17 protein-coding genes and 1 pseudogene are annotated in these 13,452 nt (G+C 68.4%); 7 read left to right on the top strand and 11 right to left on the bottom strand.

The window, feature by feature from the left end:
- Positions 1-174: 174 nt before the first annotated feature.
- A complete protein-coding gene (gene map / locus GEV28_RS11960; protein ID WP_291411676.1) occupies positions 175-999 on the bottom strand; it encodes a type I methionyl aminopeptidase in 825 nt (274 codons plus the stop codon).
- Positions 1,000-1,087: 88 nt separating this feature from the next.
- Between map and GEV28_RS11955 the strand changes: the two genes are divergently transcribed.
- Complete coding sequence (locus GEV28_RS11955; RefSeq protein ID WP_133804965.1) at positions 1,088-1,357, top strand: helix-turn-helix transcriptional regulator; 270 nt, start codon at positions 1,088-1,090, stop codon at positions 1,355-1,357.
- A 276-nt stretch (positions 1,358-1,633) separates the two neighbouring features.
- Here GEV28_RS11955 and GEV28_RS11950 read toward each other — a convergent pair whose 3' ends face one another.
- The gene (locus GEV28_RS11950; RefSeq protein ID WP_291411671.1) at positions 1,634-3,013 is read right to left on the bottom strand and encodes an alkaline phosphatase PhoX; all 1,380 of its coding nucleotides are present in this window, start codon (positions 3,011-3,013) and stop codon (positions 1,634-1,636) included.
- A gap of 763 nt (positions 3,014-3,776) precedes the next feature.
- Positions 3,777-4,049 (bottom strand): hypothetical protein, encoded by a 273-nt coding sequence (locus tag GEV28_RS11945; RefSeq protein ID WP_291411669.1) that lies wholly within the window; start codon positions 4,047-4,049, stop codon positions 3,777-3,779.
- Positions 4,050-4,101: 52 nt separating this feature from the next.
- Between GEV28_RS11945 and GEV28_RS11940 the strand changes: the two genes are divergently transcribed.
- The gene (locus GEV28_RS11940; protein ID WP_291411667.1) at positions 4,102-4,644 is read left to right on the top strand and encodes a hypothetical protein; all 543 of its coding nucleotides are present in this window, start codon (positions 4,102-4,104) and stop codon (positions 4,642-4,644) included.
- Here the strand turns inward: GEV28_RS11940 and GEV28_RS11935 are convergent.
- On the bottom strand, positions 4,548-5,000 hold the full coding sequence (locus GEV28_RS11935; protein ID WP_291411665.1) for a hypothetical protein: 453 nt from the start codon (positions 4,998-5,000) through the stop codon (positions 4,548-4,550). The genes GEV28_RS11940 and GEV28_RS11935 overlap by 97 nt on opposite strands.
- 171 nt (positions 5,001-5,171) lie before the next feature.
- Positions 5,172-5,306 (bottom strand): annotated as a pseudogene (locus GEV28_RS42255) (transposase); the annotation flags it as partial.
- 315 nt (positions 5,307-5,621) lie between these two features.
- Here GEV28_RS42255 and GEV28_RS11930 point away from each other — a divergent pair.
- The 3 genes from GEV28_RS11930 to GEV28_RS11920 all read left to right on the top strand — a co-directional run bounded on the left by GEV28_RS11930 (position 5,622) and on the right by GEV28_RS11920 (position 7,451).
- Positions 5,622-5,831, top strand: coding sequence for a hypothetical protein (locus tag GEV28_RS11930; RefSeq protein ID WP_291411663.1), 210 nt, complete (start codon positions 5,622-5,624; stop codon positions 5,829-5,831).
- The gene (locus GEV28_RS11925) at positions 5,819-6,190 is read left to right on the top strand and encodes a hypothetical protein (RefSeq protein ID WP_291411662.1); all 372 of its coding nucleotides are present in this window, start codon (positions 5,819-5,821) and stop codon (positions 6,188-6,190) included. Before GEV28_RS11930 ends, GEV28_RS11925 begins: the two co-directional genes overlap by 13 nt.
- 406 nt (positions 6,191-6,596) lie before the next feature.
- On the top strand, positions 6,597-7,451 hold the full coding sequence (locus GEV28_RS11920; protein WP_291411660.1) for an alpha/beta hydrolase: 855 nt from the start codon (positions 6,597-6,599) through the stop codon (positions 7,449-7,451).
- 237 nt (positions 7,452-7,688) lie between these two features.
- Here GEV28_RS11920 and GEV28_RS11915 read toward each other — a convergent pair whose 3' ends face one another.
- The 6 genes from GEV28_RS11915 to GEV28_RS11890 all read right to left on the bottom strand — a co-directional run bounded on the left by GEV28_RS11915 (position 7,689) and on the right by GEV28_RS11890 (position 12,101).
- Positions 7,689-8,291, bottom strand: coding sequence for an FAD-binding protein (locus GEV28_RS11915; protein WP_291411658.1), 603 nt, complete (start codon positions 8,289-8,291; stop codon positions 7,689-7,691).
- A gap of 76 nt (positions 8,292-8,367) precedes the next feature.
- Positions 8,368-8,610 (bottom strand): response regulator transcription factor, encoded by a 243-nt coding sequence (locus tag GEV28_RS11910; RefSeq protein WP_291411734.1) that lies wholly within the window; start codon positions 8,608-8,610, stop codon positions 8,368-8,370.
- A gap of 56 nt (positions 8,611-8,666) precedes the next feature.
- Positions 8,667-9,629, bottom strand: coding sequence for a glycine betaine ABC transporter substrate-binding protein (locus GEV28_RS11905; protein WP_291411656.1), 963 nt, complete (start codon positions 9,627-9,629; stop codon positions 8,667-8,669).
- A gap of 57 nt (positions 9,630-9,686) precedes the next feature.
- Positions 9,687-10,463 (bottom strand): ABC transporter permease, encoded by a 777-nt coding sequence (locus GEV28_RS11900; RefSeq protein ID WP_291411655.1) that lies wholly within the window; start codon positions 10,461-10,463, stop codon positions 9,687-9,689.
- Complete coding sequence (locus tag GEV28_RS11895; protein WP_291411653.1) at positions 10,460-11,461, bottom strand: ABC transporter ATP-binding protein; 1,002 nt, start codon at positions 11,459-11,461, stop codon at positions 10,460-10,462. The genes GEV28_RS11900 and GEV28_RS11895 overlap by 4 nt, the downstream gene beginning before the upstream one ends.
- Positions 11,454-12,101 (bottom strand): ABC transporter permease, encoded by a 648-nt coding sequence (locus GEV28_RS11890; protein WP_291411651.1) that lies wholly within the window; start codon positions 12,099-12,101, stop codon positions 11,454-11,456. The genes GEV28_RS11895 and GEV28_RS11890 overlap by 8 nt, the downstream gene beginning before the upstream one ends.
- Positions 12,102-12,509: 408 nt before the next feature.
- Here GEV28_RS11890 and GEV28_RS11885 point away from each other — a divergent pair, with 408 nt between their 5' ends.
- Both GEV28_RS11885 and GEV28_RS11880 read left to right on the top strand, forming a co-directional pair.
- A complete protein-coding gene (locus tag GEV28_RS11885) occupies positions 12,510-13,049 on the top strand; it encodes an alcohol dehydrogenase catalytic domain-containing protein (protein WP_291411649.1) in 540 nt (179 codons plus the stop codon).
- The gene (locus tag GEV28_RS11880) at positions 13,046-13,423 is read left to right on the top strand and encodes a zinc-binding dehydrogenase (protein WP_291411647.1); all 378 of its coding nucleotides are present in this window, start codon (positions 13,046-13,048) and stop codon (positions 13,421-13,423) included. Before GEV28_RS11885 ends, GEV28_RS11880 begins: the two co-directional genes overlap by 4 nt.
- Positions 13,424-13,452: the final 29 nt, after the last annotated feature.

The raw sequence follows: 13,452 nt of genomic DNA, 5'->3' as shown, positions 1-13,452 counted from the left end.
GAACTCTCCCGCGACTGTCCACTTCGGCCTTTGTGAGCTCGCGGTCATGGGAACGACCGAGCAGGGCAGGCCGAGCACGAGGAGCTGGTCAGAGCGCCCAACATCTCGGCCCTGCCCGACTTCCCGCCGCTGCCCGACCGTTCGATCGGGCCGACATCGGTTGAACAGGGCGACCTAGGCGTCCTTTGTGGATAGCCGACTGGCGGAATCACCCCGCGTTGCCGGGTTCTCCGGTTCACGCCGGGTGAGCACCAAAGGGGCGTTCTCGGTGATGGCCACCGTGTGCTCGGAGTGGGCCGTGCGCGAGCCGTCCGCCGACCGGATGGTCCAGCCGTCGGCGTCGTAGACGATCCGGTCGGTCGTACGGGCGAACCAAGGTTCGAGCGCGAGGGTCAGGCCCGGCCGGAGCGTAAGGCCGCGCCCTGCCCGGCCCTTGTTCGAAACGTGGGGCCCCTCGTGCATGGTGCGGCCGATGCCGTGGCCACCGAATTCGTTGTTGACCGGATAGCCGTAGTCCCGGGCCACCGCCCAGATCGCCGCAGAGATGTCACCCAGGCGGTTGCCCGGACGCGCCACCTCGATCGCCGCCTCAAGCGCTTCCTCGGTGGCGCGGATGATCCGCAGGTCCTCCTCGGCAGCGGTCCCGACGACGACCGTGCGCGCCGAGTCGGCCACCCAGCCGTCGATGCTGACCGCGAGGTCCGCGCTGAGCACGTCACCGTCGCGCAGCGTGTAGTCGTGGGGCAAGCCGTGCAGGACGGCGTCGTTGACCGAGAGGCAGATGACGTTGCGGAACGGGCCCCTGCCGAAGGACGGCGCGTAGTCCCAGTAGCACGACTCCGCCCCGCGCCGTTTGATCATGCCGCGCACGTGGTGCTCCAGGTCCAGGAGGTTGACGCCCACGTCGGCGAGCTGGCCGACCTCGGAGAGCACCTCGGCGACGAAACGCCCGGCCACGAGCATGCGTTGGATCTCCGTAGGCGTCTTGAGTTCGATCACGAGTACCTCACGTACGTGGAGTGTCGGTATTTCTATACCGACACTCTAGCGCTTGTCGGTATAGAAATACCAGTCGTATCCTGAGGGCATGGTCCGTCAACCGCTCACGCCCGAGCAGGTCGAAGCCGGCAGGCGTCTCGGCGCCCTGCTGCGCCGCGCGCGGGCGGGACGCGAACTCGCGGAAGTCGCGCACGCGGCCGGTATCTCGCCAGAGACCCTGCGCAAGATCGAGACCGGACGACTGCCCTCCCCCGGATTCGGCACGATTGTCTGCCTCGGCGAGGCGCTCAACATGCCGGTTCAGGAGTTGGCAGCCACCTGGCGCGGCAACGACCTACCACTGGAAGCCGTCTCGTAGCCGTTGTTTCGCCCGTCCACGTAGTCCCGGTGGACACCGGCCGGTCCCCTCATCCAGCGCCTGTGCCTGTCGATCCAGCCACTGCTGGTCGAGCCAGCAGCGTGATCCGCCCGGTCCCCGGGACGCCAGCGCGGCCCGCCACCAGTACACCGAGTTGGTCGACACCCGCTACTGGCGGGCGATCTCGGCCCGGCCGCCAGCCGGCGTTCCGGTGGGTACGACCTGGCCGTCGCCGCCGGTGGCTCCCTCGAACGAGCGCTGCCGGCGGATCAGTCATCAGCCGTGGCGGCGGTTCCACGGACCAGTGACAGCGAACGTGATGCCGGGGTCGTAGATGTTGAAGAACATCGTCCTCCCGTCAGCGGAGAACCCCACCCCGGCCAGCTCGCCGTACGAAGGCTCCTCGGGCGTGCCATTGTTCACTCGGTTGCGGGCGAAGTGGAAGACCTCGCCGTCGCGCGTGGTGCCGAGCATGTACGCGTCGCCGACGCCGTCCTCGCACATCATCAGGCCGCCGTACGGCGACATGCAGATGTTGTCGGGCGCGTCGAACTCCGGGTTCTCCGGTGCGGGCGTCGGCCGGGTGAACATCACCTCGAGCCGCAGGGTCCGACGCCGCGGGTCGTACTTCCAGACTTGGCCGTCGTGGTCCTTCGCAGGGCCGAGCTCGGTGCGGGCGAACGACGAGACGAAGTACACGCACCGGTCCCGCTCGCCCCACCAGGCGCCCTCGATCTTGTAGCCGCCCGTGATCGGCTTCGGGTAGTCCTGCGCCCGGACCGACTCGGTAGCGGCCAACGGATCGGGCACGGTCATCCACTCGACCCCGCCGAACACCTCCCCCACTTCCTGCACCACCGACAGGTCGGGCAGGTCCGGCACGTACAACGCCTGCAGCTCGCCGCCCGCGCGCAGACTCCCCCAGCCGCCGCGGGGACGCTCTGGCAGGAAGCGGTAGAAGCTGCCCAGCGGTGCGACGAACGCGTCCTCGGTCTCGTAGACGATGCCGGTGCGCGGGTCGACCGCGACAGCCTCGTGCTGGAACCGACCCATCGCCTTCAGCGGCGTCGGGTTCTCGTTGCGCCGGTCGTCGTACGGTTCGACCTCGAAGATGAAGCCGTGGTCCTTCGTGTAGCCACTCGTGCCGGCCTTGCCCTCGGTCTCCTCGCAGGTCAGCCACGTGTGCCACGGCGTGATGCCGCCGGAGCAGTTGATCGCGGTACCGCCGAGGCTGATGTACTCGGACTCGGCCTCGCCGTGCCGGTCGATCTCCAGCGTGCTGGTGCCACCGCCGCCGGCCGGGTCGTACGTCCGCTCCGGTGGCGCCTGCACCTTGATCCGCGACGTCGGCGAGCACTCGTGGTTACGGACCAGCCGGGAGCCCCGCCGGCGGGCGGGGAACGCGCCCATGCCGTCGAACCGGCTTGGCACCTTCAAACCGTCCGGCCGAACGGTCCCCTCACGAGACAGGATCGTGTAGCGGAAGCCGCGGGGCAGGTCCAAGATCCCGTCGGGGTCCGGGATCAGCGGGCCGTACCCGGCCGGCGGCCCGGAGGTCCCCGCCGCCGGCTGCGCGGCGAACAGCGCCTCGACGGATCCGGCGACGACGACGGCGACTCCAGCACGGCTCAGGAACTGGCGGCGCGACGATGTCATGGCGTCTCCTCAGGCGGTCGGACGAACGTGAACGCGCGGTGAACACGAGTTAACAGCATCGCGGCCCACGAGCACCACCAAGCAGTACGGCCGAAATCGTCACGGGGGGTCAGCCGATCGACGTCGTTTCCCGAACGTGCCCACCCACAGCTCCGGGGCCTAGCGCCCGACCGCGGCGTGGAGGTCGTGCTTGTCGCCCCCGGTAGGGATCACGAAGCGGAGACGGTCGGCGGGAAGGGTGAGGGTGGTGAAGGTTCGGTCGCAGACCACGTCCGCAGGGCGGAACCCTCCGGCAGGTCCGGGGTGCGCAAAAAGACTTCCAGCGCGATATTCTTGCGCTGACCGGGTGACGAACCGCCAACGACGGCCGCCGCGGGTGCTTGGAGGTAGCCGACGCCGACGCCCGCGATATCGAGCCAAGGGACGAGGGTCGCGCGCCGATCGCGGTACCACCAGACCCCGGCGCCGTCGATGGCTACGCCCGACAGGCGATGGCGCCGGGAGGGGAAACATCATGGCGGCGAGAGCGCAGAAGAAGAGGCCGGCCGCCGTGATCCCGACGGGCTGGTTGTGGGCAGTGCCGTTCGCTGGCCTTCCCGCTGCCTGCGCGCCAGGACGACGGCGACCTGCTCGCGGGCTACACCCACGTGGTCCTGACCCCATCCCTGCGGTTCCGGTTCCTCACCGCGCTGCAGGACCGCGACCGTCCCGGCACGCCACCACCGGCGGCTGTGTCGTGGTCGACGCCCTGAACTGGACGGGCCTAGAGAGCCACCCATCCGGCCACCACCGGATCACCGACGTCGCGGAGGTCGTGCCGGCGTTCGTCCGAGGCGGGAATCGCTGGCGCAGCGCCGTGCTCGCCACACACGGCAACCGCGAACCCGGTCTGGCACACGCGATCCTCGCCGAGCATCAGCTCCCGCTCCTCAGCGTCGACTGTCCCGCAGCAGTTGGCGCACGAGTCGGTTCCCGTGGCGGGCATGTGGGTCGCGGCCTTGGATCCGGCGGCCACCCGGACACCGATCGACGCCATCAGGTTTCACAGCGTGAGGCGTAGGGATAGTGTGCAACTCCGGCCTCGGACGGTGCTGGAGCAACTTCTGATCACACGCTTTGACCTTACGCTCGGCGGCGACCACCGCCGGATCAGTCTCGGGTTGCGCCTCGTACAGGGCGTGCACCGTCTCGGTGAGACGGTGCTGCTGTCCCTGCATGCACGTGACGAATTGACCGTGACCCTTCGCGACATGTTCGGGCTGCGCCTGAGATCTGGCAGCACGTTGGCAGTCCTTCCCTACTCGGCGGCCACGAACTCCGGCAGGCAGACGCCGATGTCTTGCTGGATCATCGAACAGTCAATTGACCGACTGATACCGGGAGCGCGGCCGGTTGTGCTCGACGCACGCCGCGGCAAGAAGTTCACCCTGCGCAGCCGCAAGAACCGCAGGAACCTCGACGATGCGATCACCGGAGAGGTCGCGCGTTACGTGTCACATCGGCAGGCAGCTGCTCTGGCGTCGCCGCTGTCGCGTCAGCGCAGCCGTTCGGTCACTTGCTCCTGGCCATCCCTGATCATCTGGCCATACTCGTCGTCGCCCAACGCGCCGATCGTGTCCTGCGCCTGTTGAAGGTGCTCACGAGCACGGCCGAGATCGCCCAGCTTGCGATAGCACTCGCTCAGGTTCAGGTGTAACGACGGGTACAAGCCGGCCACCGGAAGCGTCACCCCGGCCTCCGCCACCCGTGCATCGGTCAGCAGGTCGGCAGCCGCCACCGCTCGCTGGTCCCAGACCAGTTCCTGGTTCACGTCGTCTTGCACGTCGGCCATCGCATGCGCGAGCGTGCAACGGTGCAGAGGGTCCCCTTGCTCGCCGCCGATCTCGTTCCAGATCTCTGCGAACAGGAGGCGAGCGGCTTCCCGTTCGCCTTGGTGGCTGAGCTGCACCGCTTCGCCGATCCGGATGATTGTTGGGTCCGTGATCACGGGCGGCTCCTTGCCACAGCCGCAGCTGGACCATCTGCTCGGCGAGCGCGAGCTTGAGCTGCTCGTTCTCCGACCGCAGACGCCGCTCGGCCACGGTCCCACCATGCGCAGGCCCGGAGATCTTGTTCTCCAACCCACCCTTGCCCGCCTCGATGAACCGTCCCGCCAGTTGGAGATCGTCGTCGCCGTCACCCCGTGTCGACGCGCCGTCTCCGCCACCGACATCTCACCCTGCAACACCGCCAACACCACCCGGAACCGCTCATCCACCGGCACCGTCCGCCCCGGCTTCGGTGACCTGCTCATGACCGCCATCCTCCCCGGCACCCAACCTGGGGACCCTGACAGAAAGCCTGACTCACCAGAGCTTCTTCGACTCGAATATACGTTCGAACGAAGCTACGATCCCGGTCATAGCAACCGGCTCGAACAGCGACATCAACGGAACGTGGCACCACGACATCAGAGCGCACTACATAACGACCGAGCACGACGCGCACATCGTCGTCGTTCCAACCCGCTGCCCGAGCCGCCTCCACGCGCTCACCACCGCCGGCTACCGCACCGTCGAAACCGAGCCAGCGGGTCACCGTCGAGCAGGCCCGTGAAGCCATCCGCACCTTGATCGACGCGTTCGACATGCTCACCAACGGGGGCGCGGTGAACGTTCAGGCCGCGCACGAGCAGCTGTTCAACGACGTGTTCGGGTGGTGGGTCTGGATTAACAACAGCAGCAACTCGTCCTCCTCGCACATGACGCCGCGCTGGAACGCGAAGCGTCGCCGAGCATCCGATCCATCCTCGAACACGCCATGGTCATGCAGTGGGTGATCGACGACCGAGAAGCGGCCACTGCCGCCAAGGCCGCGGACAGCCGCCGGAAACTGTTCGACGAGGCGACGGCGCAGGGCTGGACCATTCCCGACGACATCACTCGCCCAGAGCCGACCAGGCAGACCATGCTCGACTTCGCTTCGCTCTTCGCCCGCTATGACGCCAAGGTCCTATACATCCCCTACCGGCTGCTTTCCGCCCACGTCTATCCCAGCGCTAAGGGCGCCGAAGCCTACGTCGATCGCGAGACCCTGGAACTTCACAACCACGCCGACAAACCCGCAAGACCCGACCTGGTGCTCGTCGCGATCTGCCTGCTCCAAGCAGCTCAAGCCATCGACGGACTGACGGACTGACCTCGGATCGGCCGCTTGCCGCTGCGATTGCCGCGGCCAACGCTCCGTTCGACCACAGCATCGAACCGTTCAGACGCCGCTAAGCGCTCCGGAAACGATACGGGGCGCGGTATTCGGTAGCCGCTGTCAGCGGGGCAATTGGCTCCTCGATTGTCAGCCGAGGAGTTGGCGGACCTAGTGTCGTGAGTCCGAGGAACGTTTGCGTCTTAATCCGTGTCTCCTTGATCGCCCACCTCGACAGCCGGAGGTGTTCGTTCGCGAGTTGGAGCCGGCGGAGTCGCAGCGACTGGCCACGGCTCCGAACTGCCCTCTGACCGGATCCCTGAGTCGGTGCTGGTGCCGAAGCGGCGGGCGACGTTCGCGCGTAGCATGTGCCGCGGTCACGCAGCTGTCCTGGAGGTTGACGATGCACTCGTTCCGCACGCCCGACGGCGTCACGCTCGGGGTCGAGCACTTCGGCGATGCGGCGGCGCCCCTCGTGCTGCTCGCGGGCGGCACGACCATGCTCTCCTGGCCCGACGCGCTCTGCGAGACGCTCGCTCGCGGCGGACGTCACGGTGGACGTCATGTTGTGCGCTATGACCTGCGCGACTCCGGCGCGTCGACGACCGTCGACCCCGAGGCGCCGGCGTACACGCTGCGCGACCTCGCCGCCGACGCCGTCGCGCTCGCCCGCGGACTCGACGGCCGGCCGGCGCACCTGGCGGGCATCGGCGTCGGCGGGATGGTCGCCCAGGTCGCCGCGCTCGACCACCCGGACGCGTTCTCGGCACTCACCCTCGCCGGGACGCGGCCCGTCGCACCGGGCCCGGTCGACGACGACCTGCCCGACCACGACGCGGCGACGATGGACCGGCGGTTCGCGCTCCCGATGCCCGACTGGTCCGACCGCGCGGCCGTGGCGGAGTTCGCCGCCGCCGGCGCGGAGGTCCTCGGCGACGACCCCGCCGCGGCACGCGCGACCGCCGAGCGCATCTTCGACCGCACGCCGGGCGCGGAGCCCGCGGTCGGGATGGCCAACCAGATACGCATGGTGTTCTCCAAGCTCGACTGCAAGCCGCGCTGGCGCGAGCGCCTGCCCGAGCTCGCGATACCGGCGCTCGTGGTGCACGGTCGTCGCGACCCGTTCTTCCCGGTCGGCAACGGCGAGGCGCTCGCGCGCGAGATCCCTGGCGCGCGGCTGCTCGTGCTCGAACAGGCCGCGACCGCGATCCCCGACGCGGCCGCCGATGAGGTCGCCACGGCGATGCTCGCGCTGTAGGCGGTCGTTGATCACGCACGTGCGGGCGGCGGTGGCACGCTCTTGATCATCGTTGCGGACGCGGACAGGCCGAGGGATCCTTGACTTGCCGAGGGCCCGAGAGTCTCCAACTGTCCCAGGAGGGGCCTACTCGTGGAACGAACCGGGGAGGTGACCATGGAGCCCATCTCGTCCAGCGTCATCTCCGGCCTCGTCACCAACGCGCTCGGCGGGGCCGCGGGCTCCCGCCCCGCCTCGTCAAGTCCCGCCAAAAGCACGAAGTCCGCGCCGCGATTGACGACCTGAACGCCACAGCGCAGTCTTTTCTCCTGCCTGCACTGACCGCGTTGGCCGACCGCACCGACGGCGCTCAGGAAGTCGACGGCAAATTCCTACGTTCCTCGGACTCACGACACTAGGCACCGTGGAGGCGGAGGCGTTCGAGGAGATGAAGCCGCTCGGCACAGCCAGTCCGAACGGATGAGTCGCGTGGTCGACATCGCCCCAGACGGCGCCGCCCTCGACCCGGACGATTCGCTCGGCCGGGTCGACGTGGACGGCGCGCATCGCCGAGAGGTCGATGACGAGTGCGTCGTCCCACACGCCCAGACCGCCGGCATTGTGACCGCCGCCGCGGACGGCGATGGTCAGGCCAAGGGCACGTGCCGTGGACACGGCAGCCATCACGTCGGCGGCGTCGATGCAGCGAGCGATGACGCGCGGGCGCCGGTCGATCGCGCCGTTGTAGACGGCACGGGCCTTGTCGTAGCCGGAATCGCCGGGCTCGATGAGCTCCCCGCGGAAACCGGGCACGTCGATCCGCCCGCTCGGTTCGGTCTTCGGAGTGGTGTCGGTGGTCATGCCGGTGACGCTAGGAGCCGCCCAACCCCGCCGACATCGGGACAGCGCCCCCAATTCTGCGTCGCCGACCCCCAGATCAGGCGGAGTCGCTGATCCCGAGACGCTGCGCGGCCTCGAGCCGGGAAGCGGCTCCGAGCTTGGTCAGCACCGCTCCGACATGGTGCTCGACCGACTTCGGCGACAGCACCATCTCGCGGGCGATCTCGGCGTTGGACAGGCCTCGCCCAAGCAATCGCACCACCTCCAGCTGTCGGTCGGTGAGCCCACCGGGGTTGCGACGGGTAGTGCTGGCTCGTCCGCGAGGCGTAGCAGCACCCAGGTCGCGCAGCCGGCTTCGGTGGAGCCGACGGGGTTTGAAACCCGTGATCCACGATCTCAGCCGATGAAGCCCTTGTCCCGCAGCCAGTCTGCCGCGACCTTGTCCGGTGCGGCGCCCTCGACGCTGACTCGTTCGTTCAGTGCGAGCAGCGTCTTGTCGTCGAGTGCGTCGGCGATCGGGGTGAAGACGTCTTCGAGGTCGGGGTATTTCGTCGCGAGTTCGGTGCGGATCGTGATCGCCGGGTTGTAGATCGGGAAGAACGACTTGTCGTCCTCCAGTACGACCAGGTCCTGCGCGGGGATCCGGCCGTCGGTGGACGCCACCGAGCCGAAGTCGCAGGTCTTTCCCGAGCCGATCTCGGTGTAGACGACGGCGTCGTTGACCTCGTGCCGCTGCGCGTCGGGCAGCGTGAAGCCATACATCGCAGCCAGGCCGGGAAGCCCGTCGTCACGGCTGTTGAACTCCGGGCCCATGCATGTCGATGCCGCCTCCGGGTTGGAGTTCGCCAGCTCCGCGTAGTCCGAGATCGTCTCGATGCCATTTTCCTTGGCGGCCTCGCGGTTGGCTGCGATGGCGTAGGTGTCGTTGCCTGGAGCGCGGGCCCACCAGGTGATGTCGTTCTCGGCGTCGAGCGTCTTGACCTTGTCGAACAGCTGCTCCGGGTCGGTCACCCGTTCGGTCTGCTTCATGAAGGAGACCCAGGCGGTGCCGGTGTACTCCCAGTACAGGTCGATCTGACCAGTAGTGAGCGACCGACGGACCGCGTCCGTCCCGGTGATGTTCGTCTCGTCAACCGGATCGGCACCGGCGGCCTGCAGAGCGAGGATTGCGATCTGGCCGAGCACCAGCTGCTCGTCGAACTCCTTCGACCCGACGGTGATCGTGACCCCGCCGAGCTCATCGATCTTCTCGATGGAACCGGCTCCGGTCTCGGCTTTGGTGGGTTCGTCCTCCAGCGTGCAGCCGGCGGCCAGCACCGCAAGGCTGACGACGACGGCGACGACGGAAAAGCCGCGCATGGGAGTTCCTCCTCGGATTCGTGAAGCTTGCGGAGCGATCATCAGGCACAGTGCGGGTCAAATTCCCTTGGGTCGCAAGAACATCTCGGCCAGCAGGCCGAGCCAGTCGGCGAACAGGGCGAGCGCGGCCACCAGCACCCCGAAGGTGACGCTGATGACCGGCCGGTTCAAGGTGAGGCCGGTGAACAGGCCCTCCCCGAGCCCGCCGCCGTCGATGAGGGCGGCCAGCGGTGCACTGGCGACGGTCAGTACCAGGGCGGTGCGGACGCCGGCGAGGATGACCGGCACGGCGAGCGGCAGTTCCACCGTGAACAGCACTGCGAGCCGCGACAGCCCCATCCCGCGAGCGGCCTCGGTCAGCACCGGGTCGACGCCCTCGATGCCGACCATGGTGTTGCGGAGTACCGGCAGCACGGCGTAGGCGACCAGAGCGATCACCGCGGTGCCGACGCCGATGCTGATCACGAGAGCGAGCAGGACGATCAGTCCGACGGACGGGACGGCCTGGCCGAGGTTTCCCAGGCTTAGCACCACCAGCCGCCCGGCCCGGCTGCGCGAGAGCGAGACAGCGATACCGAGCGGAATCGCGATGGCGATCGTGAGCGCGGTACAGATCAACGTCAGCTCGACGTGCTCGAGCACCTGGGACCCGATCACCTCGCCGTTGACGTTGCGCGCTTCGATCGAGTCGAGGCTCTGTCCCCGCGTCCACAACCACAACACCAGCAGGCCGGCCACGATCAGCGCGGGTCGCGTCAGCAGGCCTGCCCGGCGGGGCCGTCCCGTTCCGCGTGCGGCCATGGCCGGGCGCGCAGCCTTGACCGGTGCCGTCATGGGTTCCCGACTTTCCCCACGGCCGTGCCCATCACCGTCTGCAGGTGCAGCGACCCGAGCACCTTGGCGTCGTCTCCGAAGTCGTCGGTGACCAGTACGACGTCGCTGCCCTCGCCGAGCATCAGATCGAGCGCGTCGCGGACCGTTGCCTCGACCACGATTCGCGGCAGTCCCTCGACTCGCGGTGCCGGGGCCAGCTCGACGTCGCGCAGCCGCAGCAGCGCCAGCTTCTTCAGCTGTCCCCCGGCGCCGATGAAGCTGGCGACGTAGTCGTCGGCAGGGGCAGCCAGGATCGCCTCCGGCGAGTCGTATTGCGCAATCACCGACCGCGGCCGGAGCACGGCGATCCGGTCACCCATCTTGAGCGCCTCGTCGAAGTCGTGGGTGACGAACACGATGGTCTTGCGGACCTCACGCTGGAGCCGCAGGAATTCGTTCTGCAGGTGGTCCCTGGTGATCGGGTCGGTCGCGCCGAACGGCTCGTCCATCAGCATCACGGACGGGTCGGCCGCGAGCGCCCTGGCGACACCGACCCGCTGCTGCTGACCACCGGACAGCTCACGGGGGTAGCGCCGTGCGTAGTCCGCGGGAAGGCCGACCAGTTCCAGCAGCTCGGCGACCCTGGCCCGGACCCGGGACCTGCTCCAGCCGAGCACCTTGGGCATCAGACCGACGTTGTCCTCGATCCGCTTGTGCGGGAACAGGCCGATCTGCTGGATGACATAGCCGATGTCGCGCCGGTGCTGGTTGGGATCGAGCGTGAGCACGTCGGTGCCGCCGATCGTGATCGTGCCCGAGGTCGGCTCGATCAGACGGTTGATCATCTTCATTGTCGTGGTCTTGCCGCAGCCCGACGGTCCGACCAGGACGACGACTTCACCAGCAGGAATGACCATCGACACTGCTTCGACGGCCGGCTCTGCCTGACCGGGATAGAGCTTCGTGACGTCGGTGAGCTCGATGGTCTCGCCAGGGCGGCCGGTAGTGGATTCAGGCACGTAGCCCCCGTGAGGTGGTGAACCTGGCGACGCCAGCCAGCGCCAGGTCGAACAGGAGAGCGAGCACGACGATGCCGAGTGTGCCGGTGAGCACCTGGTTGAGTGAGTTGGCGCCGCCGAACCGGCCGAGCCCGTTGAAGATCTGGTTGCCCAGCCCGGGGCCCTTCACCCAAGCGCCGATGGCCGCGATCCCGATGATGATCTGCGTGGACACCCGAACCCCGGCGAAGATCACCGGCCAGGCCAGCGGGAGCCGAAGGTCCCAGAGCACCCGGGTCCTACTCAGGCCCATGCCGCGCCCCGCCTCCACCACGGCCGGGTCCACCTCCTGCAGGCCCACGATCGTGTTCCGCGTGATCGGCAGCAACGCGTAGACCACCAGCGCCACGAGCACCGGTAGCACGCCAAGACCGAACGGTGCGATGAGCACGCCGAGCAGCGCGACCGACGGGATGGTCAGGAAGGCGCCGGTGGTCGTCGTGGCCAGCGCCGCGAGCGTCGAGTGCCGGTAGGTGAGCATGCCGAGCCCCACGCCGATGACCACCGCGATCGCGACCGCGCCCAGTGTCACGTCGACGTGCAGGATCGTGTCGTTGACGATCGTGATCCAGTTCTCGCGCACGTACTCCGCAAAGGTCACCACCGCCTCCTCACCGTCACGCGGGTGATCGAACACTAGCAGCGAGCCAGGCCGACCGGGTCCGTCGTCAGGTCGCACTGCCGACAGCGACGTTCGACACCGGACCGAAGGCGATCTGTGCCGGAAGGCGAGGAGTTCACTGCTCCGTTCGTCGCCGACCTATCCCCCAGGACCCGCAGCCGGTAGCCCTCGACGAGCCCCTCTCCCGACGCATCGTTGAGCGTCGCCGGCACTCGCCGAGCGAGTCGATCCGCCCATACACCTCGGCCACGTCCATCAGCTCGGGCGCCGGAGCGTTGTCGATCTCCGCCTGCGCCGACTTGATCGCCTCCACGAGCGCGCTCGGATCAACGCCGGCCGCGATCGCTGCTTGGAACCTCCGTAGCCGCCACCTTCGAGGAGCCGGCCATGGCTGAGACGACCATCCCCACCGAGGCCACCGTGACAGCCACTGAGGTGGTGCTGCCGGGCAAGGTCGAACCGTCCGGACTGCAGTTGGTCCAGCGCTCGCTGCCGGCACCGGCGGCCGGCCAGGCCCTGGTGCGCGTCGAGTCGACCGCTGTTTCCTTCGCCGAGAGCGCGATGCGCCGAGGCCGCTACTACGGCCAGCCCGCATTCCCGTTCGTGCCCGGCTACGACCTCGTCGGCGTCGTCGAGGCCGTCGGTCCCGGCGTGGACCACGCGCTGCTCGGCCGGTGGGTCGCCGCACTGACCAAGACGGGTGACTGGGCCACCGCCGTTCTGTTGGCCGCCGCCGACCTGGTGGAGGTGCCCGACGGGATCAGCGCCGACGAGGCGGAGACCCTGATCGTCAACGGGCTGACCGCCTACCAGATGCTGCACCACAGCGCGAAAGGTGCAAGCCGGGCAGACCGTGCTCGTGCTGGGCCAGCGGCGGCGTGGGCTCGATCCTGGTGCAACTCGCCCGGCACGCGGGCGTCCGCGTGATCGGGACCGCCAGCCCGCGCCATCACGAGGCATTGCGCGAGCTGGGAGTCGAGCCGATCGACTACCGGGATCCCGACGTCGCCGCGCGTGTCCGTGCGGTGGCCCCCGACGGCGTGGACGCCGTGTTCGACCACCTCGCAGGCAAGAGCATCACCGTCTCCCACCGGCTGCTCAACCGCACCGGCACCCTGGTCTCCTACAGCATCGCCAGCAAGCTCGACGACACCACTCCGGTGCTGCTCAGCTTCCTGCACCTGATGGCGAAACTGGCGTTCTGGAACTACCTGCCCACCCGCAAGCACGCGAGCTTCTACAACGTGTGGTCGGGCGCGGGCAAGCCGGACTCGGCCAAGCGCGAGGCGTTCCGGGCCTGATACGCACCGACCTCACACACGTCTTCGGC

This window comes from Actinophytocola sp. (assembly GCF_009379765.1).
Taxonomy (GTDB): domain Bacteria; phylum Actinomycetota; class Actinomycetes; order Mycobacteriales; family Pseudonocardiaceae; genus Actinophytocola.
Note: the sequence above shows the minus strand (reverse complement) of the source record. Positions and strands in the feature narration are given on the sequence as shown.

What these genes read in the sequence shown, in the direction of transcription:
- GEV28_RS11955 (WP_133804965.1), top strand. Translation starts at nt 1,088, where the DNA reads ATGGTCCGTCAACCGCTCACGCCCGAGCAGGTCGAAGCCGGCAGGCGT.
- GEV28_RS11950 (WP_291411671.1), bottom strand. Translation starts at nt 3,013, where the DNA reads ATGACATCGTCGCGCCGCCAGTTCCTGAGCCGTGCTGGAGTCGCCGTC.
- GEV28_RS11945 (WP_291411669.1), bottom strand. Translation starts at nt 4,049, where the DNA reads ATGGCGTCGATCGGTGTCCGGGTGGCCGCCGGATCCAAGGCCGCGACC.
- GEV28_RS11925 (WP_291411662.1), top strand. Translation starts at nt 5,819, where the DNA reads ATGCAGTGGGTGATCGACGACCGAGAAGCGGCCACTGCCGCCAAGGCC.
- GEV28_RS11920 (WP_291411660.1), top strand. Translation starts at nt 6,597, where the DNA reads ATGCACTCGTTCCGCACGCCCGACGGCGTCACGCTCGGGGTCGAGCAC.
- GEV28_RS11915 (WP_291411658.1), bottom strand. Translation starts at nt 8,291, where the DNA reads ATGACCACCGACACCACTCCGAAGACCGAACCGAGCGGGCGGATCGAC.
- GEV28_RS11905 (WP_291411656.1), bottom strand. Translation starts at nt 9,629, where the DNA reads ATGCGCGGCTTTTCCGTCGTCGCCGTCGTCGTCAGCCTTGCGGTGCTG.
- GEV28_RS11900 (WP_291411655.1), bottom strand. Translation starts at nt 10,463, where the DNA reads ATGACGGCACCGGTCAAGGCTGCGCGCCCGGCCATGGCCGCACGCGGA.
- GEV28_RS11885 (WP_291411649.1), top strand. Translation starts at nt 12,510, where the DNA reads ATGGCTGAGACGACCATCCCCACCGAGGCCACCGTGACAGCCACTGAG.